Source organism: uncultured Dokdonia sp. (assembly GCF_947492815.1).
Lineage (GTDB): Bacteria > Bacteroidota > Bacteroidia > Flavobacteriales > Flavobacteriaceae > Dokdonia.
On the sequence record NZ_CANLOB010000010.1, the window covers coordinates 45,019 to 67,848 of the forward strand.

Annotated in this window: 21 protein-coding genes; 15 read left to right on the forward strand and 6 right to left on the reverse strand. The window is 34.2% G+C overall.

Translation table 11 applies throughout. The annotated features are described in order from the left end of the window. Nucleotides 1–18 precede the first annotated feature (18 nt). The 8 genes from Q1A01_RS11250 (at nucleotide 19) to Q1A01_RS11285 (ending at nucleotide 6,344) form a co-directional block, all read left to right on the forward strand. Complete coding sequence (locus Q1A01_RS11250; RefSeq protein WP_299680457.1) at nucleotides 19–861, forward strand: helix-turn-helix domain-containing protein; 843 nt, start codon at nucleotides 19–21, stop codon at nucleotides 859–861. A gap of 68 nt (nucleotides 862–929) precedes the next feature. After that, nucleotides 930–1,823 carry a pirin family protein gene (locus tag Q1A01_RS11255; protein WP_299680459.1) on the forward strand — a complete coding sequence of 298 codons (894 nt, stop codon included), beginning with the start codon at nucleotides 930–932 and terminating at the stop codon, nucleotides 1,821–1,823. A 48-nt stretch (nucleotides 1,824–1,871) separates the two neighbouring features. Further along, a complete protein-coding gene (locus Q1A01_RS11260; RefSeq protein ID WP_299680462.1) occupies nucleotides 1,872–2,720 on the forward strand; it encodes a phosphatase PAP2 family protein in 849 nt (282 codons plus the stop codon). 12 nt (nucleotides 2,721–2,732) lie between these two features. Next, complete coding sequence (locus Q1A01_RS11265) at nucleotides 2,733–3,086, forward strand: hypothetical protein (RefSeq protein ID WP_299680465.1); 354 nt, start codon at nucleotides 2,733–2,735, stop codon at nucleotides 3,084–3,086. 520 nt (nucleotides 3,087–3,606) lie between these two features. Continuing rightward, nucleotides 3,607–4,155 carry a carboxymuconolactone decarboxylase family protein gene (locus Q1A01_RS11270; RefSeq protein WP_299680468.1) on the forward strand — a complete coding sequence of 183 codons (549 nt, stop codon included), beginning with the start codon at nucleotides 3,607–3,609 and terminating at the stop codon, nucleotides 4,153–4,155. A 38-nt stretch (nucleotides 4,156–4,193) separates the two neighbouring features. Then, nucleotides 4,194–4,583, forward strand: a complete 390-nt coding sequence (locus Q1A01_RS11275) for a cupredoxin domain-containing protein (protein WP_299680470.1) — start codon at nucleotides 4,194–4,196, stop codon at nucleotides 4,581–4,583. A 115-nt stretch (nucleotides 4,584–4,698) separates the two neighbouring features. Beyond that, nucleotides 4,699–5,409 (forward strand): hypothetical protein, encoded by a 711-nt coding sequence (locus tag Q1A01_RS11280; RefSeq protein ID WP_299680472.1) that lies wholly within the window; start codon nucleotides 4,699–4,701, stop codon nucleotides 5,407–5,409. A gap of 44 nt (nucleotides 5,410–5,453) precedes the next feature. After that, nucleotides 5,454–6,344, forward strand: coding sequence for a hypothetical protein (locus Q1A01_RS11285; protein WP_299680474.1), 891 nt, complete (start codon nucleotides 5,454–5,456; stop codon nucleotides 6,342–6,344). 29 nt (nucleotides 6,345–6,373) lie between these two features. On the opposite strand, the gene Q1A01_RS11290 is transcribed toward Q1A01_RS11285, so the two are convergent. Next, nucleotides 6,374–6,868: a Rid family detoxifying hydrolase gene (locus Q1A01_RS11290; protein WP_299680477.1), complete on the reverse strand. Its 495-nt coding sequence runs from the start codon at nucleotides 6,866–6,868 to the stop codon at nucleotides 6,374–6,376. Nucleotides 6,869–7,004: 136 nt separating this feature from the next. Here Q1A01_RS11290 and Q1A01_RS11295 point away from each other — a divergent pair, with 136 nt between their 5' ends. Genes Q1A01_RS11295 through Q1A01_RS11315 form a run of 5 tightly spaced genes read left to right on the forward strand, consistent with a single transcriptional unit; the run spans nucleotide 7,005 to nucleotide 10,785 of the window. Beyond that, nucleotides 7,005–8,549 carry a helicase HerA-like domain-containing protein gene (locus tag Q1A01_RS11295; protein WP_299680479.1) on the forward strand — a complete coding sequence of 515 codons (1,545 nt, stop codon included), beginning with the start codon at nucleotides 7,005–7,007 and terminating at the stop codon, nucleotides 8,547–8,549. A gap of 25 nt (nucleotides 8,550–8,574) precedes the next feature. Next, nucleotides 8,575–9,108, forward strand: a complete 534-nt coding sequence (locus Q1A01_RS11300) for a hypothetical protein (protein WP_299680482.1) — start codon at nucleotides 8,575–8,577, stop codon at nucleotides 9,106–9,108. 41 nt (nucleotides 9,109–9,149) lie between these two features. Further along, on the forward strand, nucleotides 9,150–9,515 hold the full coding sequence (locus Q1A01_RS11305) for a cupin domain-containing protein (protein ID WP_299680485.1): 366 nt from the start codon (nucleotides 9,150–9,152) through the stop codon (nucleotides 9,513–9,515). A gap of 2 nt (nucleotides 9,516–9,517) precedes the next feature. Next, nucleotides 9,518–10,357: an alpha/beta hydrolase gene (locus Q1A01_RS11310; RefSeq protein ID WP_299680488.1), complete on the forward strand. Its 840-nt coding sequence runs from the start codon at nucleotides 9,518–9,520 to the stop codon at nucleotides 10,355–10,357. A 5-nt stretch (nucleotides 10,358–10,362) separates the two neighbouring features. Next, nucleotides 10,363–10,785 carry a VOC family protein gene (locus Q1A01_RS11315; RefSeq protein WP_299680491.1) on the forward strand — a complete coding sequence of 141 codons (423 nt, stop codon included), beginning with the start codon at nucleotides 10,363–10,365 and terminating at the stop codon, nucleotides 10,783–10,785. A 28-nt stretch (nucleotides 10,786–10,813) separates the two neighbouring features. Here Q1A01_RS11315 and Q1A01_RS11320 read toward each other — a convergent pair whose 3' ends face one another. From Q1A01_RS11320 to Q1A01_RS11340, 5 genes are all read right to left on the reverse strand, one after another. Continuing rightward, nucleotides 10,814–10,984, reverse strand: a complete 171-nt coding sequence (locus Q1A01_RS11320; protein WP_299680494.1) for a hypothetical protein — start codon at nucleotides 10,982–10,984, stop codon at nucleotides 10,814–10,816. A 123-nt stretch (nucleotides 10,985–11,107) separates the two neighbouring features. After that, nucleotides 11,108–17,647 (reverse strand): CHRD domain-containing protein, encoded by a 6,540-nt coding sequence (locus tag Q1A01_RS11325; protein WP_299680498.1) that lies wholly within the window; start codon nucleotides 17,645–17,647, stop codon nucleotides 11,108–11,110. A 758-nt stretch (nucleotides 17,648–18,405) separates the two neighbouring features. Next, nucleotides 18,406–19,284: a DUF5777 family beta-barrel protein gene (locus tag Q1A01_RS11330; protein WP_299680501.1), complete on the reverse strand. Its 879-nt coding sequence runs from the start codon at nucleotides 19,282–19,284 to the stop codon at nucleotides 18,406–18,408. Between the two features lie 28 nt (nucleotides 19,285–19,312). Continuing rightward, complete coding sequence (locus tag Q1A01_RS11335) at nucleotides 19,313–19,864, reverse strand: YceI family protein (protein ID WP_299680504.1); 552 nt, start codon at nucleotides 19,862–19,864, stop codon at nucleotides 19,313–19,315. Then, a complete protein-coding gene (locus Q1A01_RS11340; protein ID WP_299680507.1) occupies nucleotides 19,857–20,297 on the reverse strand; it encodes a hypothetical protein in 441 nt (146 codons plus the stop codon). Before Q1A01_RS11340 ends, Q1A01_RS11335 begins: the two co-directional genes overlap by 8 nt. Before the next feature lie 229 nt (nucleotides 20,298–20,526). Between Q1A01_RS11340 and Q1A01_RS11345 the strand changes: the two genes are divergently transcribed. Both Q1A01_RS11345 and ppgK read left to right on the forward strand, forming a co-directional pair. Continuing rightward, the gene (locus Q1A01_RS11345; protein ID WP_299680510.1) at nucleotides 20,527–21,666 is read left to right on the forward strand and encodes a LytTR family transcriptional regulator DNA-binding domain-containing protein; all 1,140 of its coding nucleotides are present in this window, start codon (nucleotides 20,527–20,529) and stop codon (nucleotides 21,664–21,666) included. Nucleotides 21,667–21,948: 282 nt separating this feature from the next. Next, entirely contained in the window at nucleotides 21,949–22,692 is a 744-nt protein-coding gene (gene ppgK / locus Q1A01_RS11350; protein WP_299680512.1) for a polyphosphate--glucose phosphotransferase, read from the forward strand. Nucleotides 22,693–22,830 lie beyond the last annotated feature (138 nt).

Below are 22,830 nucleotides of genomic sequence, written 5' to 3' on the forward strand. Positions count from 1 at the left end.
AAATAGACAATTGTTGTTATGAAGAAACAATTTTCAGAATTTACTACAAGCGCCGTCTTTTATTACGGTGATGAAGAAATCCTATTTCCTTACTCAGAATCTAAGCCTTTAACATTATTTACATTTATTTGGGCACAAAAAGACCCTGTTTCTTTAAAGCTTGATCAGGTTGACTTTACACTTGAACCCGGACAAATTATTGCGCTTACTCCATTACACCATTTACAGTATATCGAAGGAAATGCTGTAGTATATCAATTTAATAGAGAGTTTTACTGTATTAAAGATCATGATAAAGAAGTAGGATGTGTTGGAATTCTATTTTATGGAAATTCAGAATTACCTGTAGTAACTCTAGAAGAAGATCAAAAACATAAGCTTCAAATGTTACATGAGGTATTTCTAGAGGAATTAGAAACAAAAGATAGTATACAAGCAGAAATGCTACGTTTATTAATGGCTCGTTTTATCATTAAAATTACACGTCTTATAAAATCACAAGGGCATTATGGACAAGTACACGATGAGAAGCTAGAAATTATACGCATGTTTACATTTTTAGTTGAATGGCATTTTAGAAAAGAACATTCTGTTTCTTTTTATGCTGATCAATTAAATAAGTCACCTAAAACAATTTCAAATTATTTTTCAAAATTTGATAAGACTCCTCTACAGATCATTCATGATAGAATTGTGCTTGAAGCAAAAAGATTACTCACGTATACTGATAAATCTGCAAAAGAAATCGCTTTTGAGGTTGGTTTTAATGATGCATCACATTTAAGTAGACTCTTTAAAAAACAAACAGGTGAATCTCCATCTGCGTTTAAAAATAAATCAAAACAACTTACTGCTGTTTAGTTAATAAGTTACACTGTTTGGTATCGTATTTCTTTGTATTTTTCTAATACAAAGAAATACGTGTACATATGTCAAATACTAGGTTGATTATAGAGGAACGAAGTCGAGACATCGGTGACTTCCTAGTAGGACGTCTAATACCTTTTCGTAAAAAGAGAATGGTAGGACCTTTCATTTTTATAGATCACATGGGGCCCACGACATTAGGACCAGACCATTATATGGATGTAGATCAGCATCCACATATAGGTATTGCTACCTTAACCTATCTTCTTGAAGGTAAAATAACACACGAAGACAGCATAGGAACTCATCAAGTAATACAACCAGGTTCTGTAAACTGGATGGTTGCCGGTAAAGGATGTACACATACTGAACGTACTCCACAAAAAGCTAGAAAAAACAAAGAAGTTTTTACAATGCATGGGTATCAAATATGGGTTGCGCTTCCTAAAGATCTTGAAGACATCTCTCCTGAATTTCATCATATAGAAGCCGCTTCTCTTCCTCGCTGGTCTGAACAGGGAGCAACCTATACTCTTGTCGCTGGAAAAGCATTTCATAAAACATCACCTGTTCCTGTACATTCTGACTTGTTTATGATTGATATTACAACAACAACGACACATACATTTGCAGCAAAAAACAATGTAAAAGGTGAAATAGGCATCTGTATTGTAAGTGGTAGTATTACGGCTTGTGATCAAACAATAACAGCAGGCAATATGCTTGTGAGTAAAACCGAAGACGTTTGCACTATAGGTATTGCTGCTCATAGCCACATTCTCATCTTTGGCGGTCAACCTTTCCCTGAAGAACGTTATATTTTTTGGAACTTTGTAAGTCATTCTAAAGACAAAATTGAAAAAGCAAAAGAAAACTGGAGAGCAGGTTTATTTCCTAAAGTAACGAATGATATATCCTATGTACCATTACCAAAACCTCCAAGTTTTGGTAAATAATGTATATTGCAACAGCACTTTTATATAAAACATCAAACAGTAACGCTTTTGAAAAATCATATTCTCTTTATTGTATTTTGTTTCTTGACCCTCACTACTTATGGCCAGAGGCAATCATTAACTTCACAGGAACAAGACAGCCTAAATATATGGCAACTTGCTAAATACGATGCAACTTCTGTTGGAGGAGGCCTACTTCATGCATATAGCCGTCCTTTACATTGGGATGGTGATGATTGGGCTACTTTTGGATTTGTTGCTGGAGGAACTGCGTTATTATATTTTGTAGATGATGAAACTAGTGAGTTTTTCAGGAATCAAGAAGACAGTTCTCCTACTGTTTTAAAAGAATTTGGTGAACGTTTTGGGAGCCCGCAAGTAACATATGGTATTACTGGTTCCGTCTATTTATTTGGGTTGTTTACAAAAAACGAACCCGTAAGAGAGACCGGCGTATTACTTATTTCATCTGCAACCGCTGTAGGACTTATTCAAACTGTATTAAAAACCACCGTAGGGAGATCCAGACCTCAAAATAATGAAGGCAAATTTTCTTTTAAACCTTTTAGTGGTGAATCTGGTTTTAGATCCTTTCCTTCTGGACATACCATATTATCATTTACAACGGCCTATGCCATTGCAAAACAATTTGATAATCCATGGGTAAAAGCAGGTATTTATACCGTAGGAATGATTTCCCCCATATCACGTATTGTAAATGGTGCGCATTGGCTTACGGATGTTGCCTTGAGTATGGCCATAAGTATCGCAACTGTAGATGCTATAGATAATTACTTAAATGGAAAAAAACGATACCCTGGAGATCGTCACAACAAAGGAATTACTTGGAATATCAACTTCGGTATAGGAAGTATGGGAATTGTAGGTAGGTTTTAAAAAAGAAAAGCTATGCCTTTTGAATTTTTCATAGAATGGCTATACCCACTACCCCTAAGGCATAAAAAAATGTTTGGTATAGATGCATTTTATATAGATGAACGTATTGTATTTGCATTGTGTCAAAATAAAAAATACCAAGAAGATTATGGTATTTGGATTGCTACTAAAAAAGAACATCATCAAAAATTAAAACAACAACTTAAAAGTGTTAGACCTATCATATCTATAGGTATTAAAACATGGCTGGTCCTACCCGAAGATCATGATGCTTTTGAAGAAGATGTAAACACCCTAGTATCACTTTTAAAATCTGGAAGCCCTCTTGTAGGTAACATTCCTAAACCTAAAAAAAGAAAACCCTAGAAATAACTTCCTAGGGTTTCCCAGCATCAAATTGGGGGAAAGACATATTAAGAGCAATATGCTTTGTAGACTCTTATATATTTAACTTAACCATTTACTAGAAAGTCTACATACTATCATATACGTTCAGATGTAATTTTTGGATGTTATCTTCTCATATTTTTTCTTTTTCATACAAAAAAACAGCCGTTTTTAACTCAAATAGGAAATATTGACATTCACTTAGGAACATATGGCAACTCATTAGCTGTAAGACTATCGGTAAACCCTAGACCAAGTCATCAAACAAAACAACAATGGCAAAACAACATATATCCGTATTAAACCTTATAGAGGTTTTCAGAAAAGGGAAAGCAAAATTCATAGAATCAATAAATCCAAAAATGTATTGTTCACAAAAACATTTACACGATTACTACTGTGACCAAGAGGCTTCCCTCTAAATAATAAAAATCACGTACGCTGAGTACACCCACTATAAATTCAAAACAAAACATCAAACAAATAAAAAATAGAAATTATGAGCACATTCAATGTTCCAACAAAAGATCAAGTAAACGATACAAACAAAGCTATATTTGACAAACTAGAAGGAATGCTAGGATTTGTACCTAACTTATATGCAACCTATGCACATTCTGACAACGCATTATCAAACTATTTAACATTTGCAAATGCTCCTACTTCGCTTAAAGCGAAAGAAAAAGAAGTAGTAAACCTTGCTGTAAGTGAAGTAAATGCTTGTAACTATTGTCTTTCTGCTCACACTGCTATAGGAAAAATGAATGGTTTTACAGAGGATCAAATTCTAGAATTAAGAGCTGGAAATGCTTCTTTTGATGCTAAGCTTGATGCACTTGCAAAACTTGCAAAAAACATTACAGAAAATAGAGGTCGTGCAGAAGAAACTCTAGTAGACAACTTCTTAAATGCAGGATGGACTAATGAAAACTTAATAGACACCATCGTATTAGTAGGAGAAAAAACAATTTCAAACTATATCCATAACACAACTCAAGTGCCTATTGATTTTCCAGTAGCACAACCATTAAACAGCGTAGTAGCTTAATTCAAACTCAAATAAATAACACACTTAAAATTAAAAAAATGAAAAAAGTAATTGCATTATTCGTATTAGTATTCACAGTATCATTTGCAGCACAAGCACAAGACAAAATGATGAAAGACGCTCCAAAGAAAATAACATTAGAGCAAACTAAAGGTGAATTCACTCAAAAACAAATTACAGTATCTGCAGGAACGTATGTTTTTGAAATCGATAATAACAATGTAGGACATAAAGTAGGATTTGTATTAGTACAAAAAGGAAAAGATGTTTCTAATCCTGAAAACCATATCAAAACTGCTTATGTAACAGCTGCTGTAGAAAATAACACTACTGGGCGTTCTAACCCAACAACATTAGCAAAAGGAGAATATGTATACTTCTGTCCGCTTAACCCAACTTCGACAGATAATACACTTATCGTAAAGTAACAACACATATTGCTACTATACACTCTAAAAAGACCGCCTGTTTGGGCGGTCTTTTTGTATATACACACTACATATTTATGATAGTTTCAGTACTTTTGACAGAAAGTAACAAACTATGAAAACCATCTATTTAATTGCCTGTCTAACCTTTATATTTACTAGTTGTAAAAATGAAGCTTCACAAGAAAAAGAGGCTGAACTATCTAAAACAACTGTAGGCATTGAAACAGAAAAGAAAGAACTTACCGAGGCAGACAAAATTGCCATTGCAAGTGGGTTTGGAAATTGGGATGCTGTTTCTCAAATAGATTTTACATTTAATGTAAATCGTCAAGGTCAAAACGTAGCCAAACGTTCTTGGTCATGGAAACCTAAAACTGATGATGTTACCATGACACTTGGAGATCAAGTAATCTCATACAACAGAGCTTCTTTAGACAGTATTCCTCCAGGTACTGATGAAGGATTTATTAATGATAAATTTTGGTTATTAGCACCCTATCAATTGGTTTGGGACGAAGGGACAAACATCAGCGTTCAGGATACCGCTACAGCACCTATCTCTCAAAAGAAAACTAAAAAATTAACCATTGTATATGGTAATGAAGGTGGTTACACTCCTGGTGATGCTTATGACTTTTATTACGATGCCGATGATTACATTATAGATGAGTGGGTTTTTAGAAAAAGTAATGCTCCAGAGCCTTTTATGATGACTACATTTTCTGACTATCAAAGATTTGGAGGTCTCCATATTTCAAAATCACATACCGACAAACAAGGAGACTTAAAAATATACTTTACAGATATAAAAGTGGTGAAATAATTATCTCTTACTACTAATTATAAATTTATTATAAAGCTAACGATATGATAAAACTATTCACAGTTATTTTATTTTTTATCGTTACAGGATCATTTGCCCAAAATGATAACATATTTGATAGGCTTCAAGCAATTAATAGCGATGATGCAACCTTTTATAATATAGACGGATACACGATTACAAGTCAAACATTTAATTATTCGTTTACTGAAAAAAATCTTAAGAAGGTATACCGAAAGTATTCTGTAAAAAGCAAAGAGGTAAAAGTTAAAGACGAGCAATTATCTTACAATAACTACTACATTAACAATCAAGACCGTATCACGGACAGTATCGTTCAAAACAACGCCATTTATTTTGTAGAAGATCAAGAAAAGCGCATCACAATTATTCAATTTAGTGCTATTAACAAGAGCGACAAAAAATTTGAACGTGCCATCATAAAACCTATCATTGAGTATAAAATTCCAAAAGAAAATTTTGCATCAATTTCTATTGATAGTATCAATTTTGCAGGCAGAAAAATTAAAATAGAGTCATCTTGTGGATGGACAAATATAAATACTATTCAATGCCCTTATAATGGAGAAATGAATTGGTCTATTCATAAAGAGTTGGAAGATGCAAAGAATACTATTGGGCAACAATTTACAATAACAAAATCAAAGAAAAGTACAAAAGTACTATCAGAAGAAATAGTTGACATCGTATTTGAAGGAGCTAATACTAAAGCAAAAAAAGTAGTGTATGATTTAACTGGAGTAACATCACTCTTAGCGAGTATGTCTGGAGGAAAAACATTAACTACGTATTATGTAGCTACAGAAGTAAGAGGCAACTACATCAGTTGCGTGTTAAGTTTTTGGAATAACGACAACATAACAAAAAATGGACTTCCTTCTCTTTTAGAAAAAGTAATGGAGTTAAAAAAATAACTCCATTTGTTTTACTAGAAATAACAAAATCAACGTTTTACAGCAATCACTTCAATTTCAATCTTTGCCCCGGCAGCTAGTGCTTCTGCAGCAAATGTAGTACGCGCAGGTTTTTGAGGTAAGTATGTTTTATAAATAGCATTGAATGCAGCAAAGTCTCCGATATCATCTAGTACAACAAGAGACTTTACCACATGACTCATATCCATTCCGTGCTGTGCTAATACCGCTTTAATGTTTTCTAATGTTTGTTTGGTCTCTGCTTCGATTCCGCCTTCTACTAATGTTCTCGTACTTTGATCCATTCCTATTTGCCCAGATAAAAAATACAGATCCCCTACTTGTACAGCATCAGAAAATGGTGCATTTGCCTTTTTAGGTTCATGAGATGCGTGATAGGTGACTGTTGTTTGGGCTTTAGAAGTTGTTTTTTCATCGTCGGTTGCTACAGAAGTAGTCACTTTTGTTTCGCATGAAAAAAAGAAAACTGTAAGTAAAAGTGTAGATAAAAGGTTCGTTTTCATAGATACATTGTTTTTGATGAGATAAATGTAACAGATAATTATCGCTTTTTTAAGGGATTGTTTATTTTTATGCTTTCGCGAAAGCGTATACGTGCAAACACCTAATACAACACATACGCTTTACAACCAATATATTATGGATACTAAACAAGAATTTTTTGATTTTATAAATGCCGGTAATACGTTTAAAGGTGACTTTATTACGATGGGAGCAGCAATGCTAGAAGGAGAAACTATCACAAATGCGCATGTAAAAGTACCGTTAAAAACACTAAATCGCCACGGATTAATTGCTGGCGCCACAGGAACTGGAAAAACAAAAACACTACAAGTACTTGCAGAAAATCTATCTGATCAGGGTATCCCAGTGTTAATGATGGATATGAAAGGTGATCTTTCTGGTATTGCAAAAGCAAGTCCAGGACATCCTAAAATAGATGAACGTCACAAAAAGATTGGTGTCCCTTTTGAAGCTAAAGATTTTCCAGTAGAAATCCTGACACTTTCAGAACAAGATGGTGTACGCTTAAGAGCTACAGTAAGTGAATTTGGTCCTGTATTATTTTCTCGTATCATAGATGCTACAGTCGCACAAGCAGGAATTGTTTCTATTCTATTTAAATATAGTGATGATAATAAATTGCCTTTGCTAGACCTGAAAGATTTTAAAAAGATATTACAATATGCTACAAATGAAGGAAAGAAAGAAATAGAAACAGACTACGGACGTATTTCTCCTGCGTCATCCGGATCTATACTTCGTAAAATTGTAGAATTAGAACAACAAGGCGCAGATATTTTCTTTGGAGAAAAGTCATTTGACACAGAAGACTTAACTCGTATTACAAATGATGGGCGTGGCATCATTAATATTGTACGTCTTACAGATATACAAGATCGCCCAGGCTTATTCTCTACTTTTATGTTGAGTTTACTTGCTGAGATTTATTCTACATTTCCAGAACAAGGAGATAGCGATCGTCCAGAATTAGTGATCTTTTTAGATGAAGCGCATCTTATATTTAAAGAAGCTTCTAAAGCATTGCACAATCAAATAGAAAGTATTGTAAAGTTAATACGTTCTAAAGGAGTTGGGTTATACTTTGTAACTCAGAACCCTACAGATATTCCAGAAGGAGTCTTAAGTCAGTTGGGATTAAAAGTGCAACATGCCTTACGTGCGTTTACAGCTAAAGATCGTAAAGCTATAAAACTAACTGCCGAAAATTATCCTGACTCTCCTTATTACGATACTAAAACAGTATTAACTTCTTTAGGAATAGGAGAAGCACTTGTTTCTGCTCTAGATGAAAAAGGACGCCCTACACCACTTGCTGCCACTATGCTGAGAGCACCAATGTCGCGTATGGATATTCTAACACCACAAGAACTTGATGCTATTAATAAAGATTCAAAGCTTGTAAAAAAGTACAGCGAATCTGTAGATAGAGATAGTGCTTATGAACTACTAAATAAAAAAATAGAAAAGGCTAACGAAGAAGAAGCAAAGACCAAAGCAAAAGAAGAACGTGAAAAAGCTTCGAGATCTAGTTCATCTAGCAGAAGAAGTTCTTCTAGAAAACCTGCACAAAGTGCTACATCAAAAGCAATTATTAAAGTTCTTACAAGTGCTACAGTGATACGTGGTGTATTTGGAATTTTAGGAAAAATGCTTAAATAATTATATAAAAAACATACCCTTACTCATGAATCGTATTTATACCGTATTACTTATACTCATAGTTTGTCTCACCTCTTGTACCGCTGAAGACACTACTTTCTCTGTCACTAATGAAGCTGTAGGCCCTGTAACAAAAATTACAAAAACAAGCGATTTAGAAGCTTTATTTAAAGGACCAAATGATAGCCTTGTAAAAACAGATTCAGATAATTATGTGCTTTTTGAAAAAGGAGGGAATAAATTAATGAAACTCTCTGCAAAAAAAGAGGATAAAGAAATCATTGATCACATCCAGTTTTTTGATAATCGTTACACAACTGAAAATGGCATCTCATTAAAAAGTACTTTTAAAGATATTCAGACATCATATACTGTTAAAAAAATCAGTAATATGATAGATTTCATTATCGTCTCTGTAGAAGAGAGTGAAGTCTATTTTATTATAGATAAAAAACATTTATCATCAGAAGTACGTTTTAGTACAGCGAGTAGATTAGAGCCTATTCAAGTACCAGGAGAAGCACCTATCAAACACTTTATGTTTGCTTGGCCTTTGTAATAGACTTCGATTTTTTATAGAATCAATTTATATACTGCCAGATGAAAAAATCATATCACATACAAAATACACCCTTTGTAGTACCTACTACAGATGGAAAAGTTATTGAAGAACATTGGGGACGTGCTACTGATGGCAATTCAGAAATTAGTATTGCACATATGATCGCTCCTTCTGGATGGAGTGAACCTTTTCAAACACCAGAATTTGATGAATATACCTATATCATTAAAGGGAAGAAACAGTTTATTATTGATGGAGAAACAGTCATATTAGAAGCTGGACAATCTATCAAAATCAATAAAAACACAAGAATCCAATACAGTAATCCTTTTGATGAAGCTTGCGAATATATTGCTATTTGCACCCCTGCTTTTTCACCAGATACTGTTCATAGAGAAGCATAGGTTTGAAAAAGATCCTTATTAAATTATTACCTAAGATTATAGGCACTCAAATTAATGCCATGTCTTTATGGTCCAAAAAAGCTGCTGCTCGAAAAGCTTTTTTAGTTTTTTGCACACCAAGAGGAGGCCGTATTAAAGAGGACCAAAAGGAATTTTTAAATGCTGCCAAAGATGTGCAATTAAAAATCAATGAGACCGTAACTGTTCAAACCTACAAATGGAAAGGTACGGGCCCTACTGTTTTATTAATACATGGATGGGAGAGTAATGCTCATAGATGGTGGCGACTTATAGAAGTATTACAACAACACAAGTATAACATTATTAGTTTTGATGCACCTGCGCATGGAAACTCTACAGGTAACATTTTAAATGTTCCTTTATATACAGAAAGCCTAGAAATAGTAACAAATCATTATACCCCTGAATTCCATATTGGACATTCTGTTGGAGCATTAACAACCATTTTTCATTATTATAAACATCAACCAAAACATATTAAAAAATTAGTAAGTTTAGGTGCTCCTTCAGAGCTTTCTGAAATCATGAAAGACTACCAGAAAATCTTGAGTATGAACAATGCTGTTATGAGAGGTATAGATAGTCTCGTACAACAACGCTTTGGTTTTTCTATAGATGAATTTTCTGGGTATAATTTTGCACAATCCATAGATATTCCTGGACTTATTATACATGATGTGCATGATAAAATTACTCCCGTAGAAGCTTCTAGAGGGATTCACAAAAACTGGAAAGACAGTACTTATATAGAAACTTCAGGTCTTGGGCATTCTTTATATCAAGATGAAGTTAGAAATCATATTATTGAATTTATAAACTGAACCTCATGAGTAATTTAAGACCTTTTCATTTAGCAATCCCTGTAGATCATGTAGAAAAAGCTAGAATTTTTTATAGAGATATTTTACAACTTGAAGAAGGAAGGAGTAGTGATCATTGGGTTGATTTTAATTTCTTCGGTCATCAACTTGTGATTCATTATAAAGAAAAAAATATAACAGAAGAAAATCATCATAATGAAGTAGATGGGAAAGCAGTACCCGTACCTCATTTTGGAGTTGTTCTTGAATGGAATGATTTTCACGCTTTCGCGAAAGCGATAACACCCCACGTCAATTTTGTGATCGAACCTTACATCCGATTTGAAGGATTAGTGGGAGAGCAAGCGACTATGTTTTTTTATGATCCTTGCGGAAATGCATTAGAATTTAAAGCCTTTAAAGACGATAGTCAACTATTTGCTAAATAATCATTTACTTACAAACTGACGCTCTTTTTTAATATCCACTATCATAACCATCGGCAGTTCCGTCAGAAGCGCCATCTACGCTGCCGTCTCCCAAACCATTAATAACATTTTCTGCCGTTCCCTTATTTCCTCCTATAATTTTTATTAATTCTCTTTGTGATAATTGGTAAGCATCACTTTGTGGTCTATTCTTTTTCATTTAATACAGGTAAATTAATCAATTCTAATATACATATAAAAAGGTCGTCAATTTCTTGACGACCTTTTTCCCAACCAATCATAAACAAGAATTCATTACGAACCCTTATTACTTTTAAAATCGTTATCTCTTTATGAAACGCTTTACTGTTCTTGTATTTGATGTCTCATCAATTACTTCTAGTAAGTACATTCCATCACTTAATCTAGATACATCAAGTGTATTATCTTGAGCTGAGTATGTTTCACTCATTACAATCTGTCCTGTTACTGAATATACATTTACAGCATATCCATTATTTACACCACCTAATGAGATGTTTAAGAATGATGTTGTAGGGTTTGGATACATTGATAGTTCTAAACTAATTTGATTATCCTCTACAGCCAGTACATCTGTACGTATCACTTCGATAAAATCGTCTGAGATATCTGAACAATCTAAATCATCTAGTGCTGATAATGGCTCTCCGATTTGATCTAATCCATTTCCAGGAACACCTCTGTAAGACCATCCCCAGATTTCGCAAGTTCCTAATCCTGCTCCTTCAAGATCTATCGTATCTGTATTTACTACATTTAAAATCAATCCTGTGTCTGCATCAGTAATAACATATCTGTATGATAAGTTTGGAGATTCATTCTCATGTTGTACTACAATTGGATTTGCAATACCATCTCCTACTAAAATTGTTACAGCGTTATCTCCTGTAACGATTGTCGTGTTCTCTCCAATAGCGTCTGTAGCATCTATATCAATACTTACAGTACCTCCATCGGCAGTTTCTCTAATGACAGTAATTGCATTGTCTGAGATATCTGAACAATCTAAATCATCTAGCGCTGATAATGGCTCTCCAATTTGATCTAATCCATTTCCAGGAACACCTCTATAAGACCATCCCCAAATCTCACACGTTCCAGGACCTGCTGGGTCAAGACTAATTGAGTTTGTGTTTACAACATTAAGAATCAATCCTGTAGCTGCGTCTGTAATTACATAACGATAAGATAAGTTTGGTGAATCATTCTCGTGTACTACTACGATAGGATCCATCTGACCATCTACACAAATCACTGCTTCTGTATCTCCATTGAATGTTGTTGTTCCATTTGGATTTCCTGTTGCATCAAGATCAATAGCTACAGTACCTCCATCGGCAGTTTCTCTAATGACAGTAATTGCATTGTCTGAGATATCTGAACAATCTAAATCATCTAGCGCTGATAATGGCTCTCCGATTTGATCTAATCCATTTCCAGGAACACCTCTATAAGACCATCCCCAAATCTCACACGTTCCAGGACCTGCTGGGTCAAGGCTAATTGAGTTTGTGTTTACAACATTAAGAATCAATCCTGTAGCCGCATCTGTAATTACATAACGGTAAGATAAGTTTGGTGAATCATTCTCGTGTACGACTACGATAGGATCCATCTGACCATCTACACAAATCACTGCTTCTGTATCTCCATTGAATGTTGTTGTTCCATTTGGATTTCCTGTTGCATCAAGATCAATAGCTACAGTACCTCCATCGGCAACTTCTCTCAATACAAATACTGAATTTAATGAAAGAGCTAAACAACCGCTATCTACAAATTCAAAAATAGCATCAAACTCCTGACCTATAATATCCAGACCATCATTTGGTAATACTCCTGATAATCCGAAAATTTCGAATTCTGAATTAGTTATTCCATTTAAATCTACAACACCACTATTATCTGTTGTTAAAATGACATCTTCAATTAAAGAAGTCTCAAAATTAAATACTAATAAATAATAAGGTAATTCTGATCCTGTAGTTTCTACATTTATAACTAATGGATCTGCTTGTGTATCTCCACATATGATCGCTACAAAATCATCTTCAAACGTAGTTGTTCCATTTGGATTTCCTGTTGCTTCTAAATCTATAGAGATTGTAGAATCTGCATCGGCAGCTTCTCTAATAACTGTTACTGCATTGTCTGAGATATCTGAACAATCTAAATCATCTAGTGCTGAAAGTGGCTCTCCTACTTGATCTAATCCGTTTCCTGGTACATTTCTGTAAGACCATCCCCAGATTTCGCATACACCAGCTGCTACTCCATTTAGATCAATACTATTTGTATTTACTACATTTAAGATTAATCCTGTTTCAGCATCTGTAATTACATATCTGTATGATAAGTTTGGAGAATCATTCTCGTGTACGACTACGATTGGATCCATTTGTGAATCTAAACAGATCACCGCTTCCGTATCTCCATTGAATGTTGTTGTTCCATTTGGATTTCCTGTCGCTTCTAAATCAATACTTACAGTACCTCCATCGGCAGCTTCTCTAATAACTGTTACTGCATTGTCTGAGATATCTGAACAATCTAAATCATCTAAAGAAGATAATGGTTCTCCAATTTGATCTAATCCGTTTCCTGGTACATTTCTGTAAGACCACCCCCAGATTTCGCATACACCTGCTGCTACTCCATTTAGATCAATACTATTTGTATTTACTACATTTAAGATTAATCCTGTTGCAGCATCTGTAATTACATATCTGTATGATAAGTTTGGAGAATCATTCTCGTGTACGACTACGATTGGATCCATTTGTGAATCTAAACAGATCACTGCTTCTGTATCTCCATTGAATGTTGTAGTTCCATTTGGATTTCCTGTTGCTTCTAAATCAATACTTACAGTACCTCCATCGGCAGCTTCTCTAATAACTGTTACTGCATTATCAGAGATATCTGAACAATCTAAATCATCTAGTGCTGAAAGTGGTTCCCCTACTTGATCTAATCCGTTTCCTGGAACACCTCTATAAGACCATCCCCAGATTTCGCATACACCTGCTGCTACTCCATTTAGATCAATACTATTTGTATTTACTACATTTAAGATTAATCCTGTTTCAGCATCTGTAATTACATAACGGTAAGATAAGTTTGGAGAATCATTCTCGTGTACGACTACGATAGGGTCTGCCTGTGAATCTAAACAGATCACTGCTTCTGTATCTCCATTAAAACTAGTAGTTCCATTTGGATTTCCTGTTGCTTCTAAATCAATACTTACAGTACCTCCATCGGCAGCTTCTCTAATAACTGTTACTGCATTGTCTGAGATATCTGAACAATCTAAATCATCTAGTGCTGAAAGTGGCTCTCCTACTTGATCTAATCCGTTTCCTGGTACATTTCTGTAAGACCATCCCCAGATTTCGCATACACCAGCTGCTACTCCATTTAGATCAATACTATTTGTATTTACTACATTTAAGATTAATCCTGTTTCAGCATCTGTAATTACATATCTGTATGATAAGTTTGGAGAATCATTCTCATGTACGACTACGATAGGGTCTGCCTGTGAATCTAAACAGATCACTGCTTCCGTATCTCCATTGAATGTTGTAGTTCCATTTGGATTTCCTGTTGCTTCTAAATCAATACTTACAGTACCTCCATCGGCAGCTTCTCTAATAACTGTTACTGCATTGTCTGAGATGTCTGAACAATCTAAATCATCTAGTGCTGAAAGTGGTTCTCCTACTTGATCTAATCCGTTTCCTGGAACACCTCTATAAGACCATCCCCAGATTTCGCATACACCTGCTGCTACTCCGTTTAAGTCAATACTGTTTGTTGCAACAACATTCAAAATTAATCCTGTTTCAGCATCTGTAATTACATATCTGTATGATAATTCTTCTGACCCTGGATTCTCGTGTACTACTACGATTGGATCCATTTGTGAATCTAAACAGATTACTGCTTCTGTATCTCCATTAAAACTAGTAGTTCCATTTGGATTTCCTGTTGCCTCTAAATCAATACTTACAGTACCTCCGTTAGCTTCTTGTCTAATGATTGTTACTGCATTGTCAGAGATATCTGAACAATCTAAATCATCAAGTGCTGATAGTGGCTCTCCAATTTGATCTAATCCGTTTCCTGGAACACCTCTGTAAGACCATCCCCAGATTTCGCATACACCAGCTTCTACTCCGTTTAAGTCAATACTGTTTGTATTTACTACATTTAAGATTAATCCTGTTGCAGCATCTGTGATTACATAACGGTATGATAAATCTTCTGCCCCTGGATTTTCGTGTATCACTACAATTGGATCTGCTTGTGAATCTAAACAGATTACTGCTTCTGTATCTCCATTAAAACTAGTAGTTCCATTTGGATTCCCTGTCGCTTCAAGATCGATACTCACAGTTCCTCCATCTGCTATACAGTTTAATGTAGTTGTTTGCGCTGCTGATGGTGTTGAAACACTTCCATCTGATGCTAATACTCTTTGATATAAAAGTGCATTTACAGGTGCTCCTGCAATAGCATTAAATACCACTGAATTTTCTACGTTATATTCTAAAGCAGTCCCTACACTTGTATTAATTAATAGGTCTGTAAAAGCTGCATCTGTAGCCAGTTGGTATGCATATACTACTAAATCTCCATCTGGATCTGTTGTAGCATCCCACGTTACAACATATGGTGTTGCACTATCATCTACTAAATTTACATTTCCATTTGCTGGAGATGTAATTGCTGTTGCTAAAGGGAACGCATTATCATCTCTTAATACTTGACCACGTATTTCTCCTGCTCCATTTGCTATTGTATGGATATTTACATAAAAACCTCCATCTAAAAGCGCTTGGATTTGTGTAGGTGTAACCGTGAATGTATTTTGAGCAGGGATAAAAACACCTCCTCTTAGATCTGTATCAACTGTTGTGTTTAGAATAATATCTACACCTCCTGTACTTGCAGCATCTCCTAAATGTAAGTGTGCTCCACCAGCTACTGCTGGTGATGAATCATAATCACTTGACAGATTACTAAATCCTCCTGTTACTGTTAACTGGTCTCCTGTAAGTTCTAATTCTATATTACCTACACCTGTACTTATTACTGGTTGTGGCACTTCATTTTGTCCAGATAAGTTTGCTCCAAAATAAGATTGAGCTAACGGTAATATCTGTCCTCGTAATTCTCCACTTTGAAACGTTTCTGAATGTACATTTATATAGAAACCTCTGTTAGCACTTCTACTTAAAAGCGCAGCTAGCTGCTCATCATTTTCTATAACAAATGTATTTTCACTAGGACGAATTATTGCATTTCTATTATCTGCTGCAACTTCTGGTGTAATGATAAACTCTACAGGGCCTAAGATTCCTGCATTTCCCATATGCAAATGAATTCCTCCTGCTGCTGGTAAAAATAAATCTCCACTTAAGTTATTAAATGTTCCTCCTACACTAAAGCTTCCTTCTCCATTATAAGATACATAAATACGCCCATCTGCTTCTGATGAAATAGATGGCACTTCTTGAAATCCAGATAACTCAGCTCTTAAAACTGCAGTAGAAACCGGTAGTATCTGTCCTCTTAATTCTCCCGCTGGAAAGTTTACAGAATGAATATTAATATACATTCCTTGTTCTTCTATTTGTGCTAGTTGTTCTGCGTTTAATGTAAATGTATTATTGGCAGCTTCTATAGTTGCTCCTTGATTATCTACATCGTATGTTGGGTTTAATGGAAATATTACAGCACCATTACGTCCTGCAAATGCATTATGAATATGCGCTCCATTTGCTAAGTCTATTCTAATCTCACTAGAAAGATCATCAAAAGAACCTGAAACTGCTAACTGATCTCCTTCTAATTCAAATAATAGATTTCCGCCTGCTGTTGTGTTAATAGAAGGCACCTCATTACTTCCTAATAAAGTAGCTTGATAATAATCATCTGAGCTAGGTAAGATTTGTCCTCTTAACTCTCCTCCTGTAAATACACTAGAATGAATATTTACATAAAACTCTCTAGCATTTAGAGCAGTTACTTGATCATCTGTAAGTGTAAAAGTATTGTCCACCGCATTGTAAACTCCGGCAGTATTTCCATCGCTTAACACTGCTGTCAATGAAAGCTCTATACCTCCATTACGTCCAGCAAGTGCTCTGTGAATATGATCACCACCAGCTGCTGGTGTATATAATTCTCCTCGTAATCCTTCAAAAGATCCAGATACTACGAGTTCATTTCCTGTTAGTGTAGCATTTACAGTTCCTGTTGCAGTTGTAAATGCAGCAGGGTTTTCTTGAACACCACTTAGGATTGCTGTAAATTCAACTGGAGTAGGCGCTCCCATCCATACAGCAGCACTACCACCTATAGCAGTTGTATACGGAGATGCTCCTCCTACAAAGTTTGCAGCATTATCCCAAATACCAGCTGTTACCGCTTGACTTGCGCGATCCTGATTAGGACCTCCCCACTGCATGAAATCTACATATATACTTGAGTTTGTAGATCCAAAAGAGTTTGTACTAAACAATCCTAATCCACCAGCTCCATCTGCATTTTCTCCTGTTATTAAAGGAAAGTCAAATGTTACTGCCTCATCAGCACTAAGCATATAATCACCCTCTACAATAGAGAGTGCGCTTAACTGACGGTATTGTCCAGGTCCTAAGCATACCCAATAACTAGAGATATCCAAATCCATATCACCTAGATTTGTAATCGTTACATCATTTGTAGAAGTATTTACTTCTGTAAGTGTAGGGTCTGCTTGTGCATTTACATGAATGGTAAATAATACCATCATAAGCCAGAGACCCACATTAAATAATTTTCTTTTCATGACACGTAATTTTTAAATAGTAGTTTTAATTTTCTTTTTTGATTAAACATTTGTGATTAAATAGTACTTCCATTATTTACTAACTTGTTTTGAAGAATAACTGCCTTAGATCATAGCAAATCATCAGGCAGTTATTTTCAAATCAACAAATCAATCTAGCTAACGCAAACACTAAATATTTTTAATAGGGATATTTGATTAAAAGGAATTATTGGTTTCTTATGACCGTTATCATCTATATGGTTATGTTCTTTTTTCATTTTTCCCTGTTATTATTTTCTGGTGCAAATAAAGGAGAAGAAAGCACCCTATTACAAGTAAATATGTGTGAGGTGGAAAAAACGGCTTTAAAAAGGAATTGCGGGAAGCCTTGATATAATTGACTTTACAAAGGATGTTCAAAATAAGCTATACGTAAATGCTCATTCTCGTAGTAATACGGTTACTTAAGACAAATTATTATACAATGGCATTTTATGTGGTTTTATATGCTTTCGCGAAAGCGTATAACGCACAACACACTATCTAAAAGTGAAAAGAAATGAAATGAATGAAGTAAATAATACAATAGTATTTATTTCAAATAAAGAGATATTCATCTATTGTACACTTAGGTGTTCATTACTCTAATATTTTAGTGAAATTTTCTTTTAGAGTTAGGAAAAAACCGATAAAATTATTCAAAACACAAGACAGGTAGGCATAAAAAAAGGGATACATTATTGTATCCCTTTTTAATTAATTATTATCGTGTATTCTTATAACTGAATAAAATAAGTTGCATGAAATCCAAAATGAAGATTACCATCTCTAAAATTGAAGTTATTTTCTGTTTTAATGATGTACTTATCTTCTACAAGGTTTCTTGCATTGGTCAACTTAAATTGTAAAAGTAAATTAGATACTTCCCAATTAGCTCCTAAACTAAAAGGTCCATAGGTATCTACAAAATCTACTGGCTTTAGTACATAATAGTACTCTGATACTATAGAAACATGATTACTTACTTTATATCTTGCTCCAAAACCTACTGCAAAATGGTGAGGACTAGCGTCATCTACAAGTTTATCTTCTGCTCTAAACACATAAGTTGGTGCTATTTGAAAGGAGAAGTTTCTAGAAAATTTTCTTGCTATTAGTAATTGGGTTGTGGTCGCAAATTTATTTTCAGAGGGTACATCTCGTTTTGTTGTCATCGCTTCATCTGTATAGAGTATGCCTTTAAAGGAAGACTTTCCTCTATATACACCTCCTTGAAAAAGTGTGATGCTAAACGGAAATTTAGCTCCTGAGTCTCTTTGATAAAACAAACGATATTTTCCAAATACGTCTATAGATCGGTATCCTGTACCATATCCAGCACCAACGGTAAACCTATCTGAAATTCCATAATCTACTCCTACTCTACTATTCCATTTATCGGCAGCAAAAGTTTGTACACGTTCTGTATCAGGAACAGGTCTATTCCAAAAACGATTCATAGATGATATTTCCAAAACACCTTTCTTTCTGGTTTCTACAGAGTGTCCTATAGAAATATGTGTACCTTTAAAGGTTGCAATTGTAGGTAATGAATCTTCTACAGTTATTGCTTCTAAATCTTTCAAAATATCTTGCGCATGTATCACTTGAATCATGCTCAAGAACAATAATGTGAAAAGAAATTTATTTTTGATTATCATTAGGTGCATATTGAAATTTAAAAGATACTTGAACATTCTTTGCAATGTTAGGAGATAATATGGGGGGAACTTTAATTTCATAATCTTTTATAGAAACATCTAAGGCTCCGCTTATAGAATAAATATTGTCTGATTTTACAATCATCGCTTTAAACTCTACAGGTTTTGTAATTCCTCTTAATTTAAAATCTCCTTTTATAATTCTAGTTTGTGTGCCTTCTTGTGTAGGATCAAAATCAACAATCACTCCTTGAAAGGTTGCTTTAGGATATAGATCTGACTCTATATAACTCTCATTAAAGTGTTCATACATTAATGACTTTTCAAATGTAAAAGCCCTCATAAGGATTTGAACTCCAATTTTATTAGACGAAGGGTACAATATGCTTGCCACTTGATTATTTGTAGCCTGTATATTTTCTACAGAGGTATACGAAAAGAATGTAACCTCTCCTTGTCTAGTAATGTATTGATCTTGTGCATGTACAAGACCTACTCCATAGATTGTAAAAAATAATAGTAGTAATTTATTCATTGACTTCTTCTAAAATGATACAATTTAATAAAATTGCATCCATTAAAAAACCTTTAAGTATTCCTTTTACTTTTACTTCGTCTCCAATTTTTAATGTCTCAACAATAGGACCTTGATCAACTTCCATCTCACACAAGACAAGCCTATTTTCTATTTGTTTCCCTCTCAAAAGTAACGAGTATTTTTCTCCTTTACGTGTTACTTTGTATAGGGTTCCTTTTATCTCAAAAGCTTTTTCGATGTATTTGGCATACGAAGCTTCTTTATCATTATTAAAATTTTCAAATAGCTCATTGGTTGTGATACTAATTTCTGTTTTTGCTTTTCTAGTATCAACTCCTTTTGCATTAAAAATATAGTATACTCCTCCTATGACACAAGCAATACCTATGATCATAAATATACCAATTTTAATATATGAGTTATTTTTCAATTTTTTATTTTTATGAATGTCTCTTCCCTATTAAGGAAGTAAGACATCTAAAATATTATTTCTGATACAAATGTAATTCACCTTGTCTAGTATTGCTCTATCCAAAGGATGCAAAATTGCTCAAACGGAAAATTAACCATTAAAAAGGAATCTCAAAACTTCAAAAAACAGTATCATCTGTAGCAATGTAGTATTTTAGCTATATAATAAATTGATAACATTTCTATTAATGAAGTATCGTCCATATTATCTATACACAGCAATAAGTCTCTCCATACTATATATTATTATAGCATTTATAGCGGCTCCTGTTTTTGTACGCTTAAGCATGAGCAATGTATTATCTAATGATATAGAAGCTACAAAACAAGATGCTCGTATCATTGCTACTATAAGTGAAGGTATCACAGATAAAGCTGATAAAGAAAAGCTAAAAGAGCGTATTCAGCAAAGTATTCTTAACACAAATACGAATACTATTTTTAATTCTGTATTAGATTGGTCTGGAAAGTTCATTAGTCACCCTGATAAAAAACGAAATGGTGAAACTCCGCCTGAAAGTGATGCTTTATCTTTTGGAATACAAAATGAACTTACAGGGGAAGCTTTATACGCTATCATTTTCAAAAAAACAGACTCTGTAGCAACTTCACAGATTATTCATATGACTGAAGTTAAAGATTCAGATTGGATTATTGCCAGTCATATTAATAGAGAAAAAATAATGGATCAATCTACAAGTATTCGTAATCAGATATATATCGGTTTTTTAATTGTAGGATTGATTACTTTAGTTTTCTTTTTAGGATCTATACGTATTATAAGTAGTTATTATGAAAAACAGTTGGCATTAAAAAATACAAAATTAGAAGATGGTGTGCTTAATTTATCCAAACTCAATACTTCCTTAGAAAATTACCAAAAAAACCTATCTGATTTTAAACGTGAGCGTGAGGAAGAGCAAAAACAAGCAGAAGAACAAATAGAAACTATCGTTACGACAGAAGAGACTAAAGTCTCAAAAACGACAACAAAACAACGTATTCTTACTTATGTTCGTAATGAATTACTGCCTGTTGCCACAGAAGATATCTCCTACATCTATGTAGAAAACACAATTACCTATATTGTCCGAAAAGATGGTAAACGCTCTACTACGAGCGAAAGTCTGGACTTAATATATTCATACCTAGATGAAAAATTATTTTTCAGAGCAAATAGGCAAATCATTGTTGCTATTTCTGCTATTGAAACGATTACTAAATTTGGAAATAGTAAACTTAAAATACAAGTAAATCCGACTTCTGAGATTGATATTATTATTGGAAAAAACAAGGCCGCTTCTTTTAAACAATGGCTAGACCTCTAATAATCATTTTATATACTATTGATTCTGTTTAACTATTGCCTTATAAGCTGTATACGCTTTTGCGAAATCGAGCTTGCGAGACCTGCCTACCGGCAGGCAGGTTCACGACCAAAGGGAGAATGAAATAGTAAAGCATATATACTCACCTCACTGAAAAATACACATAACCAGTTATAGTAAAGATCATTACACATTCTACACATTGAAAACCTTGTGATATTTTATTCAATATTATTGAAAATAGTTATCTTCGGCTGGTTGACAAAAAAAGTTACGAACGCTATGCAAATTTTAGGCATTGATATAGGAGGTACTGGAATTAAAGGTGCTCCTGTAGATTTAGAAAAAGAAGATTACCTAGGGCAACGTTTTAGAATTCCTACTCCAAAACCTGCTACTCCTGACGCCGTTGCTCAATGTGTACAGGAAATTATAGATCATTTTAATTGGAAAGGACCTGTAGGTGTAGGCTTTCCAACTGTCATAGTAAATGGCCAAGCAAAAGCTTATGGAAATATGGATAAAAGCTGGCTAAACGTACAAATAGATAAACTATTTGAAGAAAAAACAGGGCTTCCTTGTACTGTAATTAATGATGCTGATGCAGCTGCTTATGCAGAAATGCGTTTTGGTAATGGAAAAGGTAAAGAAGGTCTTGTTGCTGTCATTACAGTAGGTACGGGAATAGGTAGTGGTCTTTTTTATAACGGTCAACTAATTCCTAATTTTGAATTAGGACGCATACAATACAAGAAAAAACCTATTGAGTTTTATGCCGCAAATTCTGCCCGAAAAAGAGAAGAACTTTCATATGAAGAATGGGCAGAGCGTTTTGATTTTTTCTTAAAACAAGTAGAGCTTGTTTGCACACCAGACTACTATATTATAGGAGGAGGCATTAGTAAACATATAGATACATTTAAACATGTACTTACGACTAAAGTTCCTCTTGATGCTGCAAAAACTAAAAATCACGCTGGGTTAATTGGTGCTGCTTTTGCCGCAATGGAAGCACTAGAGAAATAAATTACCTCGGAACAAGTTTACGCGAGGCATTTATACGAGATTGAATTTTAATTTCAAACCAAGCCTTGGAGTATTAAATCCTCTAGAGTACCAATAAAAAACGAGTCAATTTCTTGCCCCGTTTTTTCTATATTTTAT